At 69.6% G+C, this 23312-nt stretch carries 21 protein-coding genes and 1 tRNA gene; 10 read left to right on the top strand and 12 right to left on the bottom strand.

The features are described from left to right. Positions 1–55: 55 nt before the first annotated feature. Entirely contained in the window at positions 56–691 is a 636-nt protein-coding gene (pyrE, locus tag F620_RS0102200; RefSeq protein WP_019569288.1) for an orotate phosphoribosyltransferase, read from the top strand. 6 nt (positions 692–697) lie between these two features. Here pyrE and uvrD read toward each other — a convergent pair whose 3' ends face one another. Beyond that, the gene (uvrD, locus tag F620_RS0102195) at positions 698–2893 is read right to left on the bottom strand and encodes a DNA helicase II (protein WP_019569287.1); all 2196 of its coding nucleotides are present in this window, start codon (positions 2891–2893) and stop codon (positions 698–700) included. 75 nt (positions 2894–2968) lie between these two features. On the opposite strand from uvrD, the gene F620_RS0102190 reads away from it, so the two are divergent. Both F620_RS0102190 and odhB read left to right on the top strand, forming a co-directional pair. Further along, positions 2969–5803, top strand: coding sequence for a 2-oxoglutarate dehydrogenase E1 component (locus tag F620_RS0102190; RefSeq protein ID WP_019569286.1), 2835 nt, complete (start codon positions 2969–2971; stop codon positions 5801–5803). Positions 5804–5838: 35 nt separating this feature from the next. Then, positions 5839–7173: a 2-oxoglutarate dehydrogenase complex dihydrolipoyllysine-residue succinyltransferase gene (gene odhB / locus F620_RS0102185; protein ID WP_019569285.1), complete on the top strand. Its 1335-nt coding sequence runs from the start codon at positions 5839–5841 to the stop codon at positions 7171–7173. Positions 7174–7186: 13 nt separating this feature from the next. On the opposite strand, the gene dtd is transcribed toward odhB, so the two are convergent. From dtd to F620_RS0102170, 3 genes are read right to left on the bottom strand one after another with little or no spacing between them, the layout of a single operon-like run. Further along, positions 7187–7636 carry a D-aminoacyl-tRNA deacylase gene (dtd, locus tag F620_RS0102180; RefSeq protein ID WP_019569284.1) on the bottom strand — a complete coding sequence of 150 codons (450 nt, stop codon included), beginning with the start codon at positions 7634–7636 and terminating at the stop codon, positions 7187–7189. After that, the gene (gene pip, locus F620_RS0102175; RefSeq protein ID WP_019569283.1) at positions 7633–8616 is read right to left on the bottom strand and encodes a prolyl aminopeptidase; all 984 of its coding nucleotides are present in this window, start codon (positions 8614–8616) and stop codon (positions 7633–7635) included. The genes dtd and pip overlap by 4 nt, the downstream gene beginning before the upstream one ends. A 52-nt stretch (positions 8617–8668) precedes the next feature. After that, complete coding sequence (locus tag F620_RS0102170; protein WP_026279414.1) at positions 8669–9028, bottom strand: hypothetical protein; 360 nt, start codon at positions 9026–9028, stop codon at positions 8669–8671. A gap of 230 nt (positions 9029–9258) precedes the next feature. On the opposite strand from F620_RS0102170, the gene F620_RS0102165 reads away from it, so the two are divergent. The 3 genes from F620_RS0102165 to F620_RS0102155 are packed head-to-tail and all read left to right on the top strand — an operon-like array spanning position 9259 to position 12679. Next, a complete protein-coding gene (locus F620_RS0102165) occupies positions 9259–10071 on the top strand; it encodes a tRNA 2-thiocytidine(32) synthetase TtcA (protein WP_019569282.1) in 813 nt (270 codons plus the stop codon). After that, positions 10064–10966 carry a lysophospholipid acyltransferase family protein gene (locus tag F620_RS0102160; RefSeq protein WP_019569281.1) on the top strand — a complete coding sequence of 301 codons (903 nt, stop codon included), beginning with the start codon at positions 10064–10066 and terminating at the stop codon, positions 10964–10966. Before F620_RS0102165 ends, F620_RS0102160 begins: the two co-directional genes overlap by 8 nt. Positions 10967–10972: 6 nt before the next feature. After that, entirely contained in the window at positions 10973–12679 is a 1707-nt protein-coding gene (locus F620_RS0102155; protein WP_026331284.1) for an alpha/beta-hydrolase family protein, read from the top strand. A 6-nt stretch (positions 12680–12685) separates the two neighbouring features. Here the strand turns inward: F620_RS0102155 and recG are convergent, their stop codons facing one another. The 7 genes from recG to ispB form a co-directional block, all read right to left on the bottom strand. After that, positions 12686–14749, bottom strand: a complete 2064-nt coding sequence (recG, locus tag F620_RS0102150; RefSeq protein ID WP_019569279.1) for an ATP-dependent DNA helicase RecG — start codon at positions 14747–14749, stop codon at positions 12686–12688. Between the two features lie 25 nt (positions 14750–14774). Continuing rightward, on the bottom strand, positions 14775–15164 hold the full coding sequence (locus F620_RS0102145; RefSeq protein ID WP_018868971.1) for a RidA family protein: 390 nt from the start codon (positions 15162–15164) through the stop codon (positions 14775–14777). Positions 15165–15216: 52 nt separating this feature from the next. Beyond that, positions 15217–17403: a bifunctional GTP diphosphokinase/guanosine-3',5'-bis pyrophosphate 3'-pyrophosphohydrolase gene (spoT, locus tag F620_RS0102140; RefSeq protein WP_019569278.1), complete on the bottom strand. Its 2187-nt coding sequence runs from the start codon at positions 17401–17403 to the stop codon at positions 15217–15219. 9 nt (positions 17404–17412) lie between these two features. Further along, positions 17413–17688 (bottom strand): DNA-directed RNA polymerase subunit omega, encoded by a 276-nt coding sequence (gene rpoZ, locus F620_RS0102135; RefSeq protein ID WP_019569277.1) that lies wholly within the window; start codon positions 17686–17688, stop codon positions 17413–17415. A 40-nt stretch (positions 17689–17728) separates the two neighbouring features. Further along, positions 17729–18379, bottom strand: a complete 651-nt coding sequence (gene gmk / locus F620_RS0102130) for a guanylate kinase (protein ID WP_026331283.1) — start codon at positions 18377–18379, stop codon at positions 17729–17731. 66 nt (positions 18380–18445) lie between these two features. Continuing rightward, positions 18446–18522 (bottom strand) — tRNA-Pro (locus F620_RS0102125). 63 nt (positions 18523–18585) lie between these two features. After that, positions 18586–19554, bottom strand: coding sequence for an octaprenyl diphosphate synthase (ispB, locus tag F620_RS0102120; RefSeq protein ID WP_026279416.1), 969 nt, complete (start codon positions 19552–19554; stop codon positions 18586–18588). A 234-nt stretch (positions 19555–19788) separates the two neighbouring features. Here ispB and rplU point away from each other — a divergent pair, with 234 nt between their 5' ends. From rplU to proB, 4 genes are all read left to right on the top strand, one after another. Continuing rightward, a complete protein-coding gene (gene rplU / locus F620_RS0102115) occupies positions 19789–20100 on the top strand; it encodes a 50S ribosomal protein L21 (RefSeq protein ID WP_018936343.1) in 312 nt (103 codons plus the stop codon). 34 nt (positions 20101–20134) lie between these two features. Next, positions 20135–20395, top strand: coding sequence for a 50S ribosomal protein L27 (gene rpmA / locus F620_RS0102110; RefSeq protein WP_019569275.1), 261 nt, complete (start codon positions 20135–20137; stop codon positions 20393–20395). An 81-nt stretch (positions 20396–20476) separates the two neighbouring features. Then, the gene (cgtA, locus tag F620_RS0102105) at positions 20477–21526 is read left to right on the top strand and encodes an Obg family GTPase CgtA (protein ID WP_019569274.1); all 1050 of its coding nucleotides are present in this window, start codon (positions 20477–20479) and stop codon (positions 21524–21526) included. Continuing rightward, positions 21523–22641 carry a glutamate 5-kinase gene (proB, locus tag F620_RS0102100; RefSeq protein ID WP_018947182.1) on the top strand — a complete coding sequence of 373 codons (1119 nt, stop codon included), beginning with the start codon at positions 21523–21525 and terminating at the stop codon, positions 22639–22641. The genes cgtA and proB overlap by 4 nt, the downstream gene beginning before the upstream one ends. Positions 22642–22744: 103 nt before the next feature. Here proB and rpsT read toward each other — a convergent pair whose 3' ends face one another. Then, positions 22745–23011, bottom strand: coding sequence for a 30S ribosomal protein S20 (gene rpsT, locus F620_RS0102095; RefSeq protein ID WP_026279417.1), 267 nt, complete (start codon positions 23009–23011; stop codon positions 22745–22747). Positions 23012–23312: the final 301 nt, after the last annotated feature.

Below are 23312 nucleotides of genomic sequence, written 5' to 3'. Positions count from 1 at the left end.
GGACGCTGTGTCAGAATAGGGGCCGTTTCCCCTCGCAATCGACCATGGAGCCGTCATGACCGCCCACGCCTTCCTCGAATACGCCCTGCAGCGCGACGTCCTGCGTTTCGGCGAGTTTACGCTGAAATCGGGCCGCACCAGCCCCTATTTCTTTAACGCCGGGCTGTTCAACCGCGGCTCCGACCTGGCCCGTCTGGGCGAGTTCTATGCGCAGGCGATCGTGGATTCCGGGATCGACTTCGACCTGATCTTCGGCCCGGCCTACAAGGGCATCCCGCTGGCGGCGGCCGTGGCCGAAGCCCTGTACCGCGACCACGACATGGACCGCCCCTGGGCCTTCAACCGCAAGGAGGCCAAGGACCACGGCGAGGGCGGCAACATCGTGGGCGCCCCGCTGGAGGGTCGTGTGCTGATCGTGGACGACGTGATCACCGCCGGCACCGCCATCCGCGAATCGGTGGACATCATCCGCGCCGCCGGCGCCGCGCCGGTGGGCGTGGCCATCGCCCTGGACCGCGAGGAGCGCGGCGCGGGCGAGCGCTCGGCCATCCAGGAAGTGGAGAGTGACCTGGGCATGCAGGTGGTGCGCGTGGCGCGGCTGACCGACCTGGTCACCCTGCTGGAGCAGACCGGCCGCGCGCCGGAGCACCTGGACGCCCTGCGCGCCTACCGCGCCGAATACGGCGTCTGAGCCGGGTCAGGCCAGCACGTCCAGCTTGGCGAAGCCGACCACCAGCCACTTGGCGCCGGCGTCGGCGAAGTTGACCTGTACCCGGGCCGAGGATCCCGAGCCCTCGAAGGCCGTGACCAGCCCCTCGCCGAAGCGCGCGTGGTGCACCCGGGTGCCGATCGCCAGGCCCTCCTCGCGGGCCGATTCCGCCTGCGCGTCCATGCTGCTGGTCCGCTGGCGCGCGGCGGCGAAGCGCCCGGCGGCGTAGGGCGAGGACTGCGGGCGCAGAACCTCGAGCATGTCTTCCGGGATCTCGTTGAGGAAGCGCGAGGCCGGGTTGGAGGCCTCGCGACCGTACAGCCGGCGGGTCTCGGCGTGGGTCAGGTACAGCTGGCGTTCCGCGCGGGTCATGCCCACGTAGGCCAGGCGGCGCTCTTCCTCCAGGCGGCCGGGCTCGTCCACCGAGCGGGCATTGGGAAACAGTCCGTCCTCCAGCCCGGTCAGGAACACCAGCGGGAACTCCAGGCCCTTGGCCGAGTGCAGGGTCATCATCTGGATCGCGTCCTCGTCGGGGTCCGCCGACCCCTCGCCCGATTCCAGCGCGGCGTGCGACAGGAAATCGGTCAGGCGGTCACCGGTGGTTTCCTCCTCGCGGATCTCCTCCATGTCGAAGGCCCTTGCCGCACCCACCAGCTCGTCGAGGTTCTCCAGACGGGCCTCGCCGCGTTCGCCCTTCTCCTTCGCGTAGTGCTCGCGCAGCCCGGACAGGGCGATGGCCTGCTCGACCTGTTCCCCCAGCGGGCGCCCGGACAGGGCGTCGCGGATCTGTTCGATCAGCTGCAGGAATCCCGCCACCGCGTTGCGCGCGCGTCCGGACAGCGCGTTCGCCTGCACCGCCCGCTGCGCCGCGCGCAGCAACGAGATGTCCTGTTCCGCGGCCACCGCGCGCAGGTCGTCGAGGGTCTTTTCGCCGATCCCGCGCGGCGGCTGGTTGACCGCGCGCAGGAAGGCCGGGTCATCGTCGCTGTTGCCGGCCAGGCGCAGGTAGGCCAGCGCGTCGCGGATCTCCTGGCGCTCGAAGAAGCGCAGCCCGCCGTACACCCGGTACGGCAGGCGCCGCGCGATGAAGGTCTCTTCCAGCACGCGCGACTGCGCGTTGGAACGGTACAGCACCGCACATTCGCGGTGCTGGCCGCCGTCCTCGATGTGCCGGGCGATGGTCTCGGCGATGAAGCGCGCTTCCTCCTGCTCGTTCAGCGCGGTGTACAGCCGCACCGGCGCGCCCTCGAGGTCCTCGGTCCACAGCTCCTTGCCCAGACGGCCGCTGTTGTGGCGGATCAGCGCGTTGGCGGCGTTGAGGATGCTGGCGGTGGAGCGGTAGTTCTGTTCCAGCCGCACGACCCGTGTGCCGGGGTAGTCCTTCTGGAAGTGCTGGATGTTCTCGATCTTCGCCCCGCGCCAGCCGTAGATCGACTGGTCGTCGTCGCCCACCGCGAACACCGGGCTGCCGCCGGCGATCAGCCGCAGCCAGGCGTACTGGATGTCGTTGGTGTCCTGGAACTCGTCCACCAGCACGTGGCGAAAGCGCGTGCGGTAGTGTTCCAGCAGCCCCGGATTGTCGCGCAGCAGTTCCAGCGAGCGCAGCAGCAGCTCGGCGAAGTCCACCACCCCGGCGCGCTCGCAGGCCTGCTGATACGCGGTGTAGATGCGCACCCACTGCCGCGCGATCGGGTCGCCGGTGTCCGGGAGGTGTTCCGGGCGCGAGCCCTCGTCCTTGCGCGCGTTGATGTAGCCCTGCGCCTGCTTCGGCGGCCAGTGGGACTCCTCCAGCTCCAGCCCGCGCAGCACGCGCTTGACCATGCGCAGCTGGTCGTCGGAATCCAGGATCTGGAAGCTCTGCGGCAGCGCGGCCTCCTGCCAGTGCTGGCGCAGCAGGCGGTGGGCCAGACCGTGGAAGGTCCCCACCCACAGCCCGCTGGCCGGATAGTCCAGCAGTTCCTCGATGCGCCCGCGCATCTCGCTGGCGGCCTTGTTCGTGAAGGTCACCGCCAGCAGTCCGTGCGGGGCGATGTTCTCCACGCCGATCAGCCACGCGATGCGGTGGACCAGCACGCGGGTCTTGCCGGAGCCGGCACCGGCCAGCACCAGAACGGGTTGCGACGGCGCGGCCACGGCCTCGCGCTGCGCCGGATTGAGGCCTTCAAGAAGGGGAGAAACGTCCATGCGCGCATGGTAGCAAACGCGGTACAGTCGAGGTCTGCAGAACTTCGCGCGCACGCCCGACGTCACAGGACCACCATGAACGACATGTCATCCCGCCATCGGCTGGATCAACCGGTTTCCGGACAGGACCCCCACCCGGACAATCTGGCGTTTGCCGAGACGCTGCTGGAGCGTTTCCGCGAGGATCCGTCTTCGGTCCCGGCGGCCTGGGCCGACTATTTCCGGGCCCTGGAGGATGCGGCACCGCAGGCGCGTGCGCCGGCGCGGGGCGAGGAGCGCCGCCGGCATACCGATCGCCCCGACCTGGAGCACGAGCGCCTGCAGATCCGCGTGCTGCAGTTCATCAACGCCTATCGTTACCTCGGGCATTTCGGCGCGCGTCTGGACCCGCTGGAGCGCGAGGCCCCGGTGGCACCGCGCGAGCTGAGCCGCGAATACCACGGGCTGGAAGGCGTGAGCCCGGACATGACCTTCGACCCCGGCTCGCTGTTCCTTGACGGTCCGGCACCGCTGGACACCATCGAACAGGTCCTGCGCGAGACCTACTGCGCCAGCATCGGCGCGGAATACATGCACATCACGGCCACCGACGAGAAGCGCTGGCTGCAGGAGCGCCTGGAGTCGGCGCACGGGCGCTTCGGTTTCGGCGACGATACCCGCCTGGCGATCCTCGAGCGCCTCACTGCCGCCGAGGGCCTGGAGCGCTACCTGCACAAGCGCTACGTGGGCCAGAAGCGCTTCTCGCTGGAGGGCGCGGAGAGCCTGATCCCGCTGCTCAATGCCCTGGTCCAGCGCGGTGGCGCACGCGGCCTGACCGAGCTCGTGCTGGGCATGGCGCATCGTGGCCGTCTCAACGTGCTGGTGAACCTGCTGGGCAAATCGCCGGGCGAACTCGCCGACGAGTTCGAAGGGCGTCCGCGCGATGATCGGGGCACCGGTGACGTCAAGTACCACATGGGGTTCTCGTCCGATGTGGAGACCCCCGGTGGACCGGTGCATCTGGCGCTGGCCTTCAACCCGTCGCATCTGGAGATCGTGACGCCGGTGGTCGAGGGTTCGGTGCGCGCGCGCCAGGTGCGTCTGGGCGACCGGCAGGGCAACCGGGTGATGCCGGTGGTGATCCACGGCGATGCGGCCTTCGCCGGCCAGGGCGTGGTGATGGAAACCCTCAACATGTCGCAGACCCGCGGGTTCTCCACCAAGGGCACCGTGCACGTGGTCGTGAACAATCAGATCGGGTTCACTACCAGCACGCTGAAGGATGCACGTTCGACGCATTACGCGACCGATGTCGCCAAGATGGTGAATGCGCCCATCCTGCACGTGAACGGCGACGACCCCGAGGCGGTGGTCTTCGTCACCCAGATCGCGCTGGATTACCGCATGCGTTTCGGCAAGGACGTGGTCATCGACCTGGTCTGCTATCGCCGTCAGGGGCACAACGAGGCCGACGAACCCGCCGCGACCCAGCCGCGCATGTACCACCGCATCCGCGACCTGCCGACCACCCGCGAGCGCTATGCCCGTCAGCTGACCGAGGAAGGCCTGACCGACGCGCAGCAGCAGGAGCAGATCCTCGACGCCTACCGCGACCGGCTGGATGCCGGCGAGGCGGTGGCCGACTCGCTGCTGCGCGATCGCACCCGCGAGACCCGTGCGGGCGGCACCAACTGGGGCCCGTACCTGCATCAGGCCTGGGATCAGGCCGTGGCCACGGGCGTCGACCGCGAGCGCCTGGCGACCGCGCTGGAACACCTGTCGACCCCGCCGGAGGGCTTCGAGCCCCACCCGCGGGTGCACAAGATCCTCGAGGCGCGGCGCCAGATGGCGCGCGGCGAACAGCCGCTGGACTGGGGTGCGGCGGAGACCCTGGCCTACGGCAGCCTGATCCAGGACGGCTATCGCGTGCGCCTGTCCGGACAGGACTCCGGGCGCGGGACCTTCTTCCATCGTCACAGCGTGCTGCACGAACGCAACACCGGCGACACCTACGTCCCGCTGCGCCGCCTGGACCCGGACCATCCGCGCTTTCTGGTCATCGATTCGCTGCTGTCCGAGGAGGCCGTGCTCGCGTTCGAATACGGTTACGCCACCGCGGCCCCCGAGGCGCTGGTGATCTGGGAGGCGCAGTTCGGCGACTTCGTCAACGGCGCCCAGGTGGTGATCGACCAGTTCATCTCCTCCGGTGAGCAGAAATGGGGGCGGCTGTGTGGCCTGACCCTGTTCCTGCCGCACGGCTACGAGGGCCAGGGACCGGAGCATTCCTCCGCGCGCCCCGAGCGCTTCCTGCAGCTGGCGGCGCAGGAGAACATGCAGGTCTGCGTGCCGACCACGCCGGCGCAGATCTTCCATTTGCTGCGCCGGCAGATGGTGCGACCCTACCGCAAGCCGCTGGTGGTCATGACCCCCAAGAGCCTGCTGCGGCACCGTCAGGCCGTTTCCTCGCTGGAGGACCTCGCCGAAGGACGGTTCGAGACCGTGCTGGACGACCCGGAGGTGACCGATCCGCAGCGGGTCCGTCGGGTCCTGCTGACCAGCGGCCGGATCCACTACGATCTGGTCTCCACCCGCCAGACCGACGAACGCGAGGATGTCGCCGTGGTGCGCCTGGAGCAGTGTTACCCGTTCCCCTGCGACCGCATGCGCGAGGTGCTGGAGCGTTATCCGCAGGCCGAGGAATTCGTCTGGATCCAGGACGAGCCGGAAAACCAGGGCTATCTCGGCTTCGTGTATCCGCGCCTGGCCCCGCTGCTGGCCGAGCGCGGTCATGCCCTGCACGCGGTTGCGCGCCCGCCGGCGGCGGCTCCGGCGGTGGGCTATCCCGAGGTCCACCGGTCGCAGCACGAGGAGCTCCTCGAGCGCGCCTTCGGCCCGCTGGGCAGCCGTGACCTGCCGCACCCGACACCCTGAGTCCGACCCGCAAAACCGCCGAACAAGGAAGCCCGATGTCCGCCGAGCAGACCCCGATCAAGGTTCCGCAACTCCCCGAATCCGTGGCCGATGCCACCGTGGTCGCCCTGCACGGGAAGCCTGGCGATGCCGTGCGTCGCGACGAACTGATCGCCGAGCTGGAGACCGACAAGGTCGTGCTGGAGGTCAACGCCCCCGCCGACGGAACCCTGGTCGACCTGGCCGTGGCCGAAGGCGATACCGTGCACGCCGATGACGTGCTCGGCCATCTGGGCCCGGCCTCGGCACAGGCCGCCGACGAGGCCCCGGCGGCCGGGGAGCACGTCGAGCCCGAACCCGACCCCGCCTCGGCCGAGGCCGACGAAGCGGACGAAGGCCCCGAGCCCGAACCGGCCGCGGATGCCGGCTCGCCGCCCCCGCCGAGCCCGGCAGTCCGCCGCCTGCTGCAGGAGGCCGGCCTGCGCGAGGATCAGGTGCGCGGCACCGGGCCCGATGGCCGTATCCAGCGCGAGGACGTGGAACGCGCGCAACAGGCGGCGGCCGGTTCCGGAGCCGGGGGGCAGGGCGCTGACGCGCCCCGTCGCCCGGAGGCCGGCGACGCCGGACGCGACAGCGCGCCGGCTGGCGCCGGCGCGGAAGCCTCCACCGGCGGCCCGCGTGCGGCCGGCGAGCGCGGCACCGAGCGGGTGCCCATGAGCCGGCTGCGGGCGCGCATCGCCGAGCGCCTGCTGGAGGCGAAGCAGTCCACCGCGATGCTGACCACCTTCAACGAGATCGACATGTCGCAGGCCATGGCCCTGCGCGGGCGCTACAAGGATACCTTCGAGCAGACCCACGGCATCAAGCTCGGCTTCATGGGGCTGTTCGTGGCGGCCGCGACCCGGGCCCTGCAGCGCTTCCCGGTGATCAATGCCGCGCTGGACGGGGAGGAGATCGTCTACCACCACTTCACCGATATCGGCATCGCGGTGTCGTCACCGCGCGGACTGGTGGTGCCGGTGCTGCGCGATACCGGCAACGCTTCCATTGCCGACATCGAACGCCGCATCCGCGACTTCGCCGAGCGCGCCGGCAACGGCAAGCTGGATATCGACGAGCTGCGCGGCGGCACCTTCACCATCACCAACGGCGGCGTGTTCGGCTCGCTGTTCTCCACGCCCATCGTCAACCCGCCGCAGAGCGCCATCCTCGGCATGCACGCGATCAAGGAACGCCCGGTGGCGGTGGACGGCGAGGTGGTGATCCGGCCGATGATGTACGTCGCGCTGTCCTACGATCACCGCCTGGTCGACGGCGCCGACGCGGTGCAGTTCCTGGTGGCGATCAAGGAGGCCATCGAGGACCCGGCGCGCCTGGTGCTGGACGTCTGAGCCCGAGCGCGGTTCAGCCCCGGGGCCGGGCCTGCAGCCAGAAGGTGACCGGGCCGTCGTTGGTCAGGCTCACCTGCATGTCGGCGCCGAAACGCCCGGCGGCCACCGGCGTGTGGCGCCGCTGCGCCCGCTGCAGCAGATGCCCGAACAGGGCCTCGCCGCGTTCCGGTGAAGCGGCCGTCGTGAAACTGGGGCGCATCCCCTTGCCGGTATCCGCGGCCAGGGTGAACTGCGGCACCAGCAACAGCCCGCCGCCGGTTTCGCCCAGCGAGCGGTTCATGCGCCCTTCCTCGTCCGGAAACACGCGATAACCCAGCAGGCGGTCGAGCATGCGTTCGGCCGCCGATTCGTCGTCGTCCGGTTCCACCCCCACCAGTGCCAGCAGCCCGGTGTCGATCTCGCCGATGATCTCCCCGGCGACCTCCACCCGCGCCCGGCTGACCCGCTGGATCAGGCTGATCATGTCCGCGCCCTGCCGCTGCCCGGCTCCAGCCCGCCCGCCAGATGGGTCAGGCGATCGGTGGCGGCGACCAGCGCCCGCGCGATCCCCGGTTCGGCGGCCGAGTGCCCGGCATCCGGGATGATCTGCAGATCCGCCTCGGGCCAGACCTCGGCGAGCGCCACCGCCTGCTCCACCGGGCACACCACGTCGTAGCGCCCGTGGACGATGAAGCCCGGGATGTCGCGCAGGCGTCCGGCATCGCGCAGCAGCTGGTCGGGTTCCAGGAAGGTGTCGTGGCTGAAGTAGTGGCACTCGATGCGCGCCAGGCTCAGGGCCACCTCCGGGTCCTCGAAGTGGCCGATTACGTCGTCGTTGGGGATCAGGCAGGAGGCATGGCCCTCCCAGGCCGACCACGCCTGCGCGGCCGCCTCGCGCACCGCCGGGTCCGGGTCGGTCAGGCGCCGATGATAGGCCGCCACCAGGTCGTCGCGTTCCTCCGCGGGGATGTGGTCGCGATAGGCCGCCCAGGCCTCGGGGAACAGGCGGTCGGCCCCCGACTGGTAGAACCACTGGATGTCGCGCGGCCGGCACAGGAAGATCCCGCGCAGTACCAGGCCCAGCACCCGGCCGGGCTGGGTCTGTGCATAGGCCAGCCCCAGGGTGGAGCCCCAGGACCCGCCGAACACCACCCAGCGCTCGATCCCCAGTTCCTCCCGCAGCCTTTCGATGTCGGCCACCGCGTGCCAGGTGGTGTTCGCCTCCAGGCTGGCGTGCGGGGTGGAGCGGCCGCAGCCGCGCTGGTCGAACAGCACGATGCGATAGCGCGCCGGATCAAAGAACCGCCGGTGCCACGGTTCGCAGCCGGAGCCGGGGCCGCCGTGCAGGAACACCGCGGGGATGCCCTCCGGGTTGCCGCATTCCTCGTAGTACAGGCGGTGGCCGTCGCCGACCTCCAGGGTGCCGGTGGTATGGGGTTCGGTCGGGGGGTAGAACGCGTCCATGGCGGGCCTCGAATAACACCAGCCCCAAGTCTGGCCAAAAACGGCGCGGCTGTCAGTCGTCGTCGATCACCTTCCCGCGATAGACCCGGCGACCCTTCTTCTTCGCGGGTTCGGCGGCATCGGTTGTACCCGGGGTGTCCGGTGTCTCCCCCGGCTCCGCGGCCGAACCTTCTTCCCGCGCGTTGTCGGCGTCCGCATCGGCCTCGGATCGGGATGCCGCCGGGGCGCTCAGATGCCCCCGCAGGGTCATCGCCGCCGCCTGCACCATGCTCGATCGGCTGCGGCCGGCATAATCCAGCAGCACCTCCATGAAATCCGGGTCGGCGAACGAGAGGCGACCCACCGCCGGGAACTCGCTGCGCAGGGCGCGCTTGAGCTCGCCGGCGAGGGTCAGGGTCTTGCGGTCGTACATGTCGAAGTTCCGCGCGGTGTCCGTCCCGGTCCCCATGCAACCCCGGTGCCACGGGGGGGTCGCCCCGTCTTTCCCGTCCGGGGCGCCCGGGTGCCGGACCCCGATCGCGCGGGTGAACCGGGCTGGTGCAGACGCCCGCGCGCTCAAGGGCAGCCGCACCGCCCCGGTGCATCCCCTCGCGGTCGGCGCCGGGGCTTGCGCGGGCCGCGCCCCGTCCCTATGTTGCGGGGATGGAAACACCGTCCGTACCCCGCTCCATCCGCCGGCTGGCCGGCCAGGCGATCCGCGAGTTCGACATGATCCGCGACGGCGACCGCGTGCTGGTCGGTCTGTCCGGTGGCAAGGACTCGCTGACCCTGCTGTGGCTGCTGTACGAGCTGGCGCGTCGCGCGCCGGTGCACTTCGAGGTGGGCGCGGTGACCATCGACCCGGAGATCGACGGTTTCGACCCGGAGCGCCTGCAGGACTACCTCGGCGGATACGGGATCCCGTATCACTTCGTCTCCGAGCCGATCGCCGAGCTGGCCGGCGAGCACATGGACAACGACTCGTTCTGTTCCTTCTGCTCGCGCATGAAGCGCGGCCTGATGTACCGCACCGCGCGCGAGCACGGTTATAACGTGCTGGCGCTGGGCCAGCATCTGGACGACCTCGCCGAGAGCTTCCTGATGAGCGCGTTCCATGGCGGTCAGCTGCGCACCATGAAGGCCCATTACCGCATCGACGCCGGCGACCTGCGCGTGATCCGGCCGCTGGTCTACGTGCGCGAACGCCAGACCCGCGACTTTGCCGAGGCCGCCGGACTGCCGGTGATCCTCGACAACTGCCCGGCCTGCTTCTCCATGCCCACCCGGCGCGAGCACATGAAGGCGCTGCTGGCGCGCGAGGAGGGCGAGTTCGGCGAACTGTTCCGCAACCTGCGCACCACCCTGCGCCCGCTGATGACCGAGGGCGGGATTCCGGGGCCGGACGAGGCCCCGGCCGCTTCAAACGGGTCGCGGTCCGCGGAATCGGTGCCCCGCGGGGAGTCGGCCGATGGCTGAGCGGCGCCAGCTGCGCGACCGACTGATCGGCATCGTCCTGCGGGTGCTGGGACACCTGCCGCTGCGGGTCAACCACGCGCTGGGCGGGCTGCTCGGCACCCTGGTCTGGCTGCTGCCCACGCGTTCGGCGCGGCTCACGCGCATCAATCTGGCGCTGTGTTTCCCGGACATGGACCCGGCCTGGCACCGCCGCACCGCGCGGCGTTCGCTGCAGGCCATGGCGCGTTCGCTGACCGAATCGCCCTGGCTGTGGCGGGCCTCGCCCGAGCGCCTGGCGGCGCTGGCCGAGGCCCCGCCGCATTACGCCCGGCTGCAGCAGCGCGAGCCCGGGCGGGCCCTGTTCCTGGCCACGCCGCATCTGGGATCCTGGGAATTCGCCGGCCTGCAGGCGGCCACCCACGGCCCCATGGCCACGCTGTACAGCCCGTTGCCGACCCCCGAGATCGACCGCTGGGTGCGCGAGGCGCGCGCCGCCACCGGGGCGAAGCTGGCGCCGGCCGACCGTTCCGGTCTGCGCATCCTGCAGAAGGCACGCGATGCCGGCGAGATCATCGGCGTGCTGCCCGACCAGAGCCCGAAAGGGGCCTCGGGCGTGCACGCGCCGTTCTTTGGCCGCCAGGCCCTGACCATGACCCTGCTGCCGCGCCTGCTGCGCGGGCGCGACGACCACGTGGTCTTCCTGTTCGCCGAACGCCTGCCGCGCGGGCGCGGCTTTCGCTACCACGAGATCGAGGCCGGGCCCGAGGTGCGGGACCCGGATCCCGCGCGTGCCGCCGCGGCGGTCAACCGCATCGTCGAGGACCTGGTGCGGCGCTGCCCGGAGCAGTACAACTGGGCCTACAAGCGTTTCCACCCACCGCCGCCGGGACAGCCGTCGGTGTACGCCCGCCGCTGAAGCGTGATGTCGTTCCCCGATTCCTTGGCCCGTATGGCCGCCCGCACCCCGTTGCCCCGCTGGCTGGCGCCGGGCTGGGCGCGGCGCCTGGCGGCCTCGCTGTCGGTGCCGGGGCTGTTGCTGGGCACGCTGTTCTTCGCCGCTTCGCTGTCGCCCAGCCTGATCCCGCGCACCTGGGAGATGCAGGGCATCCTGTCCGGGATCTCCCTGTCGGCGGGTTATCTGCTCGGGGTCTTCCTGCACTGGCTGTGGGCCTACCTCGAGCTGCCGGAGGCCGGCGAGCGGGTGCACCGGATCATGGTCAGCGTCGCCGCCGTGCTGTGCGCGATCATCGCGGTCGCGTTCCTGATGCAGGCGGCCCAGTGGCAGAACTCGATCCGCGAGCTGATGGAGCTGGACCCGGTGGACAGCGCGCATCCGTTCCGTACCGGGATGATCGGCCTGGCGGTGTTTGCGGCAGCGCTGGCGGTGGGGCGGCTGTTCCTGCTCAGTTTCCGCTTCGTGGCCGTGCGTCTGCGCCGTTTCATTCCGCGGCGGCTGGCCAACGTGACCGGCGTCATCGTCGCGCTGTCGCTGTTCTGGGCGGTGATCGACGGGGTGCTGCTGGAATACGGTCTGCGCACGGCCGACCGGACCTTTCAGCAGTTCGACGTGCGCATGGAAGCGGACGTGGAGCACCCGGGCGACCCGCTGCTGTCGGGCAGCGAGGCATCGCTGATCGGCTGGGAGGACCTCGGCCAGCACGGGCGGCGCTACGTGGGCTTCACCCCCACCCGCGGCGAGATGAGCGAATTCTTCGGCCAGCCGACCCCGGCACCGCTGCGGGTCTATGTCGGATTGAACGCGGCGGAGACCATCGAGGAGCGTGCTCGCCTGGCGCTGGACGAACTCCGGCGCACCGATGCCTTCGACCGCTCGGTGCTGGTGCTGGCCACGCCCACCGGGCGCGGCTGGGTGGATCGCGACGCGATGCAGGCGGTGGAATATCTGCACCGCGGCGACGTGGCCTCCGTGGCGGTACAGTACTCCTACCTGCCCAGCTGGCTGTCGCTGATGTCGGAGTCATCCTACGGGCTGGAGACCGCGCAGGCGGTGTTCGCCGAGATCTATGGCTACTGGCGCGAACTGCCCGCCGACGAGCGCCCCGAGCTGTACCTCCACGGCCTCAGCCTCGGCGCGCTGAACTCCGAACTTGCGGCGGACCTGTACGACATCGTCGGTGACCCGTTCTCCGGCGCGCTGTGGAGCGGGCCGCCGTTCCGGTCCGAGGCCTGGCGCGAGATCACCGCGCAGCGCGAGCCCGACTCGCCCGCGTGGCTGCCGCGCTTTCGCGACAGTTCGATCGTGCGCTTCACCAATCAGGATCCGCATCTGGAGATCTCCGGTGCCGAATGGGGGGCCATGCGCATCGTGTACCTGCAGTACGCCAGCGACCCCGTCACCTTCTTCGAGCCCGAGGCCTTCTACCGCCAGCCGGAGTGGATGGAAGAACCGCGCGGCCCGGACGTGTCCGACAAGCTGCAGTGGTATCCGGTAGTGACCATGCTGCAGCTGGCGATCGACATCGCCGCCGGCGACGATGCCCCGGTGGGGTACGGCCATGTGTATGCCCCCGAGCACTACGTCTATGCCTGGCGCCACGTGACCGATCCCGAAAACTGGTCGGAGGACGAGCTCCAGCGGCTCAAGGAGCACCTGCGCGGCAATCGGTAGTGGCCGTCAGCCGACCTGGCCGTAACGGGTCGCGTCTCCCAGCCAGCGCTCGATCAGCGCGCCGCCGCGTGGCGGATCCTGCAGCAGCCCCTCGGCGATGCGGGTAGCGCGCGGCAGCAGGTCCTGGTCACGCGACCAGTCGGCCACGCGGAAGCTGCGGTCGCCGGTCTGGCGGGTGCCCAGCAGTTCGCCCGGCCCGCGCAGCCGCAGGTCGACCTCGGCGATCTCGAAGCCGTCGTCGGTGCGTCGCATCGCCTCCAGGCGCTCGCGCGCGGTGTCGCCCAGCGGCGGGCGGTACAGCAGCACGCAGGCACTGGCGGCGTTGCCGCGCCCCACGCGCCCGCGCAGCTGGTGCAGCTGCGACAGGCCCATGCGCTCGGCATTCTCGATGATCATCAGGCTGGCGTTGGGCACGTCCACGCCGACCTCGATCACCGTGGTCGCCACCAGCAGATCGACTTCACCGCGACGGAACCCCTCCATCACCTGATCGCGCTCGCCGCCCTTCATGCGGCCGTGCGCCAGCCCGATGCGCAGCCCCGGCAGGGCCTCGGCCAGGCGCTCGCGGGTGGCCTCGGCGGATTCGGCCTCGAGCTGCTCCGAGTCCTCCACCAGCGGGCACACCCAGTAGGCCTGGGTGCCGCTGCCGCAGGCCACGCGGATGCGTTCGATCACCTCGTCGCGGCGTTCGTGGCTGATCAGCGCCGTGCGCACCGGCGTGCGCCCCGGCGGGCGTTCATCGATGATCGAGGTCTCCAGCCCGGCGTACAGGGTCATCGCGAGGGTGCGCGGGATGGGCGTGGCGGTCATGATCAACTGGTGCGGGGTGTGGCCGTTGCCCTTCTCGCGCAGCGCCATGCGCTGATGCACGCCGAAGCGGTGCTGCTCGTCCACCACCGCCAGCCCGAGGCGATGGAAATGCACGTCCTCCTGGAACAGCGCATGGGTGCCCACGGCCACCGGCCGCGCCCCGCTGGCCAGTTCGTTCAGCAGCTGGCCGCGTTCGCTGCGCCCCTGGCGTCCTCCCAGCCAGGCGACGGGGATCCCCATGGGCTCCAGCCAGGCGGCCAGGTTGCGTGCGTGCTGGCGGGCCAGCAGCTCGGTGGGGGCCATGAACGCAACCTGGTAGCCGGCCTCCACCGCGGCCAGCGCCGCGGCCACCGCCACCAGGGTCTTGCCCGAGCCCACGTCGCCCTGCAGCAGACGGTTCATCGGCTGCTGGCGGGCGAGATCCGCGCGGATCTCGCCGATCACGCGCTGCTGGGCCCCGGTCAGCGGGAACGGCAGTCCGGCATGCAGGCGTTCCCACAGATCGCCGGGCGGATCCAGCGCCGGGGCGTATTCGTCGGGTTCGCTGCGGGCATGCTGCAGGCGGGCGAGCTGGTGCGCGACCAGTTCCTCCAGCGCAAGCCGGGTCTGCGCGGCCGAGCGTCCGTCGATGCCAGGCTCGAGCGTCGCGGTCTGCGCGTCGGGTGGCGGCTGGTGGAGGTCCTGCACGGCCTGCTGCAGCGGCGGCAGGCCGTCACGCTCCAGTTCCGGCAACAGATCGGGCAGCTGCCGGATACCGGGCAGGGCCTGGCGCACCAGCTTGCGCAGCAGCGGCTGCGACACGCCGTCGGTGACCGGATAGACCGGGGTCAGGCGCTGTTCCAGCGCCGGCGGGGCGTCCGGATCGACGATCTCGGTCTCCGGGTGCACGCATTCCAGCGCCCCGGGCACGCCCCGTGGTTCGCCGAAGGCGCGGACCCGGGTCCCGGTCGCCAGGCGTTTCTGCTGCGCGTTGCCGAAGTGAAAGAAGCGCAGGGTAATGAGGCCCTGACCGTCCCCCAGGGTGACCACCAGCATGCGCCGGCGGCGGATCACCACCTCGCTGCGCTCGACCACGCCTTCGAACAGGGCGGCGCGGCCCGGGCGCAGACGGTCCAGCGGGGTGATGCGGGTGCGGTCCTCGAAGCGCAGCGGCAGGTGGAACAGCAGGTCGCCGCAGACATGCAGGCCCAGCCGCGCCAGGCGCTCGGCCTGGCGCGGTCCCACGCCGGTGAGTTCGGTCAGCGGGGCCTGCAGGTCCATCTGCAGTGCTCCGGGGCGCGGGGCCTCAGCCCCGCGGGCACCAGGCGATGGCGTCCATCTCCACCTGGGCACCCTTGGGCAGGGCGGCCACGCCGATGGCCGCGCGCGCCGGGTAGGGCTCGCCGAAGTATTCGCTCATCAGCTCGTTGACCAGCGGGAAATGGGTCAGATCGGTGAGGTAGATGTTGAGCTTGGCGATGTCGCCCAGCCCGGCGCCGGCGGCTTCCAGCACCGCGGCGAGGTTGTCGAACACCCGGCGGATCTGGGCCTCGATGCTTCCGTCCACCAGTTCCATGGTGGCCGGGTCCAGCGGGATCTGGCCCGACAGGTACAGGGTGTCGCCGGTACGCACCGCCTGCGAGTAGGGGCCGATGGCGGCCGGGGCGGTTTCGGTCTGGATCACTTCGCGGGACATGAGGTCTCCTGATTGCTGTGCGCCATAACTGTGCGACCGGCACCTTACCGCATCAGCCTCGCGGGCGGGAGATCTTCAGGACGTCGGGCAGGCGCCGCAGCATGCGCATGATCTGCGCCAGGTGCCGGCGGTCGCGCACCGTGAGCAGGAAGGTCATCGCGGTGGAATGCCCGTCCTGCTCGTTGAAGGAGATGTGCTCGATGTTCGAGCCCTGATCGGCGATGTTCGCGGCCATCTCCGCCAGCGCCCCGCGACGGTTCGCGGTGCGGGTGCGGATCGCGGCGGTGAACTGCAGGCCCGGTTCGTGCGACCACTGGAGGTCGATGGTGCGGTCGGGGCGCTCGCGGCCTTCGTGCAGGTTGCGGCAGTTCTCGCGATGGATCACCAGCCCGCGTCCGGCACTCAGCTGGCCCACGATCGGGTCGCCCGGGATGGGATAGCAGCAGCGCCCGTAATTCAGGACCATGCCCTCGGTCCCGCGGATGGCCAGGGTCGGAGTCTCGTCGCCGCTGGTCTCGCCCTCGACTTCCGCGGTTTCCGCGGTCTCCAGGCCCGTCAGCTGGCGGGCCACCAGGCCGGCCATGCGGTTGCCGAGGCCGATCTCGGTCAGCAGGGCATCCAGGTCCCGCAGCTGCATGGCGTCCAGCAGCTGGTCCAGCTGCGCCGGGGAAACCCGCGCCAGGCTGGAGTCCAGCGCGGACAGGGCCTTTTCCAGCAGTCGCCGCCCAAGGGCGCGGGCCTCGTCGGTCTGCATCGACTTCAGGCAGTGGCGGATGCCGCTGCGGGCCTTGCCGGTGACCACGAAGGACAGCCAGGCGGGGTTGGGCCGGGCGCCCTCCGCCGTGACGATCTCCACCGTCTGGCCGCTTTGCAGGCGACTGGACAGCGGCGCCAGCTGACGGTCGATCTTGGCCGCCACGCAGCGGTTGCCCACGTCCGAATGCACCGCGTAGGCGAAATCTATGGGCGTGGCATTGCGCGGCAGTACCAGGATGTCGCCATTCGGGGTGAAGGTGTAGACCTCGTCGGGGAACAGGTCGACCTTGACGTTCTCCAGGAACTCGATGGAGTTGCCCACGCTGTTCTGGATCTCGAGGACGTCCTTGAGCCATTCGCGCGCGCGGCTCTGCGCGGTCTGCGCCAGTTCGCCGCCGGCCTTGTACTGCCAGTGCGCGGCGATGCCGCTCTCCGCCACGCGGTCCATCTCGGTGGTGCGGATCTGCACTTCGATGGGGATGCCCTGCGGACCGAACAGCACGGTGTGCAGCGACTGATAGCCGTTGGACTTGGGGATCGCGATGTAGTCCTTGAAGCGCCCCGGCACCGGCTTGTACAGGTTGTGCACGACCCCCAGCGAGCGATAGCAGGTGTCCATGCTGTCGACCACGATGCGGATCGCGAAGACGTCGAAGACGTCCTCGAAGGTGTTGCGCTTCGACCGCATCTTGCGGTAGATGCTGTAGAGCGATTTCTCGCGCCCGGTGATGCGGCCCTCGATGCCCGCGGCCTCCATGCGCGAGCAGATCGCCTGCTCGATGTTGCGCATCGGCTCGCGGCGGTTGCCGCGGGCTTCGCGCATGGCCTTCTCCAGCACCGCCGCGCGCCACGGATGCTTGGCGGTGAACCCGAGGTGCTCCAGCTCGCGGCGCATCGCGTTCATCCCCAGGCGCTGGGCGATGGGGGCGTAGATCTCCAGGGTCTCGTTGGCGATGCGGCGTTTCTTGTCCGGGCGCATCACGCCCAGGGTCCGCATGTTGTGCAGGCGGTCGGCCAGCTTGACCAGGATCACCCGGATGTCGCGGGTGATCGCCAGCATCATCTTGCGGAAGTTCTCCGCCTGCGCCTCGGCCTTCGACTGGAACTGCAGGTGGGTCAGCTTGGAGACCCCGTCGACCAGCTCCGCGACCTCCTCGCCGAACTCGGCGTGGATGCGGTCCTTGCTGGTGGGGGTGTCCTCCATCACGTCGTGGAGGATGGCCGCGCAGATCGCGCGGTGGTCCATGCGCATCTCGGCCATGGTGCGGGCCACGGCCAGGGGGTGGTAGATGTACGGTTCGCCGGTCTTGCGGGTCTGGCCGTCGTGGGCCTCGGCGCCGAACAGGTAAGCGCGATAGACCTCCTCGACCTGCTCCGGCTCCAGATACGCCTCGAGCTCAGCGCACAGGTCGCTGATCAGGAAACGTGCGGAGCCCGAGGGAGCCGAGGAGACGGCCCCGGGCGCGGACAGCCCAGCGGCCATGGGCTCCACCTACCGTTCGTCGGCTTCGAGCTGTTCCAGGTGCCGGATCGTGGAGAAATCCAGCATCTGGTTCTGCGGCCGCTCGTCGTGTTCGTCGAACACCTCGGCCCCGACCTCGCCGGCGGCGATCTCGCGCAGGGCGATGACCGTCGGCTTGTCGTTGTTCTCGGGAACCCGGGGTTCCTTGCCGTGGGCGATGTGCCGGGCGCGACGGGCGGCCATCATTACCAGCTCGAACCGGTTGTCGACTTTTTCGAGGCAGTCCTCGACAGTTATGCGGGCCATGGGCTAGCTCCGGATGTTGCGTGCAAAAAGGTTGAACGGTTCAGGCCGGCGCACGGGCACTGGCCAGCAGGTTGTGCAGGGTCTCCGCCGAGCGGATCTCCTGCTCCACCGTACGCAGCCGGTTGGAGCGGAAGATGCTGGCGAGATCCCGCAGGGCCTGATCGAACTCCGCGTTGACCACGGTGTAGTCGTATTCGCGGTAATGCGTGCAGTCCGACTCGGCATCACGCAGGCGGCGTTCGATCACCTCCTCACTATCCTGACCACGGCCGCGCAGCCGACGTTCCAGTTCGGTGCGCGAAGGCGGCAGGATGAAGATCGAGCGGCAGTCCGGCACCGCGGCGCGGACCTGCCGGGCGCCCTGCCAGTCGATCTCCAGAATCACGTCGAAACCGGCGTCCAGGCGTTCGTTCACGCTGGCCAGCGCGGTCCCGTAGAAGTTGTCGAATACCTTGGCGTGCTCCAGCAGCTTGCCGTCCTCGATCATGCCGAGGAAGGTCTCCGCCGAGACGAAGTGGTAGTCGATGCCGTCGACCTCGCCCGGGCGCGGCTGACGCGTGGTATGCGAGACCGAGACCTCGACGTCCTCGACGCTGTCCAGCAGTGCGCCGACCAGGCTGGTCTTGCCGGCACCGGAGGGTGCGGAAACGATGTACAGCGTGCCACGTGCGGGCCGGGAAGAAACGGTCATGCTGGCGTCCGCCGAAGGAGGACCGGGCGGTGCCGGATGCACCGCCCGACCGGAGAAATCGGGAAATGGTCGGAGTGAAAGGATTCGAACCTTCGACCCCTGCCTCCCGAAGGCAGTGCTCTACCAAGCTGAGCTACACTCCGACGCTGAGCTGAGTATTGTGCCGTGTTGATCCGGAGTTGTCCATGCCCCGGGTGAACGCGGTGTCAGTGATCGCGGCCCACGGCGAAGCGGGCGATGTCCGCCAGCGCGCGGCGGTGGGGGTTGTCCGGCAGCCCGGCGATGGCGTCGATGGCCGCGTCGGTCTCGGCTTCCGCGCGCGCCCGGGCGTAATCCAGAGCGCCGGTGGAGTGCATCGCCGCGATCACCGCGTCGGTTTCCTCGCGCCCGCCCTGTTCGATTGCCCGGCGCACCACGGCCTTTTCGGCGTCGTTGCCCTCGCGCAGCACGTGGATCAGTGGCAGGGTCGGCTTGCCTTCGGCGAGATCGTCGCCCAGCTGCTTGCCGGTCACCTCGGGGTCGGCCGAATAGTCGAGCACGTCGTCGATCAGCTGGAACGCGGTGCCCAGGTGCATGCCGTAGCGCGCCAGCGCGGCCTCGTCGGCGGCGTCGCGTTGCGCCAGGATCCCGCCGATCTGGCAGGCCGCCTCGAACAGCTTGGCGGTCTTCGACTGGATCACGTCCATGTAGCGCGCCTCGTCGACATCCGCGTCGTGGCAGTTCATCAGCTGCATCACTTCGCCTTCCGCGATCACGTTGGTCGCACGCGACAGGATCTCCATCACCCGCATCGAGTCGATCTCGACCATCATCTCGAAGGCGCGGGTGTAGAGAAAGTCGCCCACCAGCACGGCGGCCTCGTTGCCGAAGATGTGGTTCGCGGTCTCGTTGCCGCGGCGCATCTCCGAGGCATCCACCACGTCGTCGTGCAGCAGGGTCGCGGTGTGGATGAACTCCACCAGCGCCGCCAGGGTGACGTGCTTGTCGCCCTCGTAACCGCAGGCCCGGGCCGACAGGGTCGCCAGCAACGGCCGCAGTCGCTTGCCGCCACTGTGGATGATGTAGTGTCCGAGCTGGTTGATCAGCACCACGGGGGAGCTGAGCCGGTCGCGGATACAGGCGTCGACTGCCTGCATGTCGTCGGCAGCGAGCTCTCGGATGGCGTCTATGGACATGCGGTTCGGCAGGCCGGTGAGGGTGGGGGGTCGATTTCGGCAGGCCCGCACGCGCGCGCCGCCTCCAGCAAATGAAGAGCCCGGCATGCTAGAAAGGGGGTGGCGGGGTGTCAAGCAATACGGGTGGCGGAAACGTTGACCCCCGGCGGGGGTGCTGCTAGCATTGCCGCCCTTTCGCGAGACCAGTCATCAGCACCTGGTCCATACAGGTCATCGCAACGGAGTCCCAGGGAAATGTACGCGATCATCGCAACAGGTGGTAAACAGTACCGCGTCGCCGAAGGTGACGTGATCCGCATCGAAAAGCTCGACGCCGAAGTCGGTTCCGAGGTCGATTTCGACCAGGTGCTGATGGTGGGTGCGGGTGACGATGTCCGCGTCGGGGCCCCGGTGGTCGATGGCGGCAAGGTCACCGCCAAAGTCGAGGACCACGGCCGCGGCGACAAGGTCCGCATCATCAAATTCCGGCGCCGCAAGCACAGCATGAAGCAGGCGGGCCACCGGCAGCACTACACCACCGTGCGCATCACCGGCATCGCCGGCTGAGCTGCGGCACGACAGTACTCGGGAGAACGAGAACATGGCACACAAGAAGGCAGGCGGCAGTTCCAAGAACGGGCGCGATTCCGAGAGTAAACGCCTTGGCGTCAAGCGGTTTGGCGGCCAGACCGTGAGCGCCGGGAACATCCTCGTCCGTCAGCGTGGTACGCAGTATCATCCCGGCGAGAACGTGGGTTGCGGCAAGGACCACACGCTGTTCGCCAAGGTGGATGGCGAGGTCGTGTTCAAGAAGGGCGGTCGTTTCAACCGCCGTTTCGTGACGGTCCAGCCGCAGCAGTAATCCGGCCGTCCGCAGTCCGGACCGCCGTAAAGCCCCGTTCTGCGGGGCTTTTTTTGTTTCTATCCCCTCCGGAGGCGAAGGATGCAGTTCATCGACGAGGCGAACATCGTGGTCAGGGCCGGCGATGGCGGTAATGGCTGCGTGAGCTTCCGCCGCGAGAAGTACATCCCCTTCGGCGGGCCGGATGGCGGCGACGGCGGGGACGGGGGTTCGGTGTGGCTGGTCGGGACCGAGCGCCTGAACACCCTGGCCGACTTCCGCTACCAGAAGCGTTTCGACGCCCCGCGCGGGAAAAACGGCATGGGACAGAACCGCACCGGCGCGTCCGGCGAAGATCTCGAGATCGCGGTGCCGGTGGGCACCGTGGTGCGTGATGCGGAGACCGACGAGCTGCTGGGGGACATTATTGCCGACGGCCAGCGTCTGCTGGTCGCCCAGGGCGGCTATCACGGCCTCGGCAACACCCGCTACAAGAGCTCCACCAACCAGGCCCCGCGCCAGAGCAAGCCGGGCACGCCGGGCGAGCAGCGGCGCCTGCAGCTGGAGCTGCGGGTGCTGGCCGACGTGGGGCTGCTGGGGCTGCCGAATGCCGGCAAGTCGACCCTGCTGTCGCGCGCGTCGGCCGCGCGTCCGCGGGTGGCCGACTACCCGTTCACCACGCTTTATCCGCAACTGGGCGTGGTCAGCGTGGGGCCCGAGCAGAGCTTCGTGATGGCCGATATACCGGGACTGATCGAGGGCGCGGCCGAGGGCGCCGGGCTGGGCACCCGCTTCCTCAAGCACCTGGGGCGCACCGAGCTGCTGCTGCACCTGGTGGATGTGGCCCCGCCGGATCCCGAGGCGGACCCGGTTGCCGACATGCAGACCGCGCTCACCGAGCTGCAGCGGCACAGCGAAGAACTGGCGGCGCGTCCGCGCTGGCTGGTGCTCAACAAGTGCGAGCTGCTGGACGCGGAGGCGCTGGACGCGCTGGGCGAGCGCATGCAGGCGGCGCCCGGCGGTGACGTGCCGCAGTACCGCATCTCCGCCGCCACCGGCGACGGCGTGGACGGTCTGCTGCAGGCCGTGATGCGCGAAGTCGAGCGCCGGCGTCTCGACCCGGCGGAGGGCGAGCCGGAGGGCGAAGCATGAGCCGCGCCCTGCCGCAGGCGCGGCGCGTGGTGGTGAAGATCGGCAGCGCGCTGATCACCGCCGATGGCACCGGCCTCGACCGCCCGGCCCTGCAGGCCTGGGCCCGGCAGATGGCCGAACTGCGGGAGCAGGGGCTGGAGGTGATCCTGGTGTCCAGCGGGGCGGTGGCCGAAGGCATGTATCGCCTGGGCATGACCGAGCGGCCGCACCAGCTGCATCAGCTGCAGGCCTCGGCCGCGGTCGGTCAGATGGGGCTGGTGCAGGCCTACGAGCAGGAATTCGCGGCGCACGGGCTGCACGCCGCCCAGGTCCTGCTGACGCACGACGACCTGGCCGACCGCGAGCGCTACCTGAATGCGCGTTCGACCATGCAGGCCCTGCTGACCCTCGGCACCATCCCGGTGGTCAACGAGAACGACACCGTGGCCTACGAGGAGATCCGGCTGGGCGACAACGACACCCTGGCGGCGCTGGTGGCCAACCTGGTGGTGGCCGATCTGTTGCTGATCCTGACCGATCAGGAGGGCCTGTTCGACGCCGATCCGCGGCGTGACCCGCAGGCCCGGCGGATCGCCGAAGGCCGCGCCTCGGATGTGACGCTGCAGCAGTTCGTGGCCCCGGAGTTCGGGCGGCTGGGACGCGGCGGCATGGCCACCAAGCTGTACGCCGCGGAGCGTGCCGCGCGTTCCGGTACCCATACCGTGATCGCCTCGGGGCGTGAGGAGCGCGTGATGGCGCGGGTCCTGGCCGGCGAAGACGTGGGGACCTGGCTGCAGCCGGACCGCGAGCCGCTGGCCGCGCGCAAGCGCTGGATCGCCGACCAGCTGCATTCGCGCGGTGTGCTGCATCTGGACGAGGGTGCCGCGCGGGTGCTGCGCGAATCCGGCCGCAGCCTGCTGGCGGTGGGCGTGGCGCGGGTCGAGGGGGAATTCCGCCGCGGCGAGGTGGTGACCTGCGTGGCCCCGGATGGCTCCGGGGTTGCGCGTGGACTGGTCAACTACTCGGCGGCCGAAGTGGAGCGCATCCGCGGTCTGCGCGCCGATCAGATCGAGGCGGAGCTGGGCTATCAGTTCGAGCCGGAGCTGGTGCACCGCGACAACATGGTCCTGCTGTAGCGACACGCGCACGACATGCGCACGCAAACGGGCCCGCCCCTGTGCACAGGGGCGGGCCCGTTCGGTCTTCAGGCTGCCGGCCGGGCCCGCAGGCCCGAGGGTCTTACGCCTGCAGGGCGCGGATCCGCTGGTTCAGGCGGCTCTTGTGCCGGGCCGCCTTGTTCTTGTGGATCAGGCCCTTGTTCGCGGTCTTGTCGATGATCGGGACCGCCTGGCGATACGCCTCGCGGGCAGCCTCGACGTCTCCCTGACGCAGCGGCTTGAGGACCGCCTTCATGTACGTACGGAAACGCGACCGCAGCGCCATGTTGTGGGCGCGGTTCTTCATGGACTGACGGGCCCGTTTACGGGCAGAAGCAATATTCGCCAAAACTCTATCCCTCGCGTGATTCGCCGGGTTCTCTGAAAGGCGACAAAGCATACTCGGGACCCCGGTCAGGGTCAAGCTCGTCTTCGCCTGCAAGCAGGCTCCTGATATGGATTGACCTGTCAACGGTTGGCTGTAGCGTTCGATCGAAACCTCCTGTTTTCCATGCCTTCGAGGCAGGGCACGAGAAGCGGATTGCGACGGTGGATCACTCTGATATACGCGGGTTGGTTACCGACCGGACTTCACTTCGTCGCGGAGCTGCCCTTCTCTACGGGCGAGGGTCAGCCCTTCCGGGGAAGGG

The organism is Thioalkalivibrio sp. ALE11, from assembly GCF_000381205.1.
In the GTDB taxonomy this organism is placed as follows: domain Bacteria; phylum Pseudomonadota; class Gammaproteobacteria; order Ectothiorhodospirales; family Ectothiorhodospiraceae; genus Thioalkalivibrio.
Note: the sequence above shows the minus strand (reverse complement) of the source record. Positions and strands in the feature narration are given on the sequence as shown.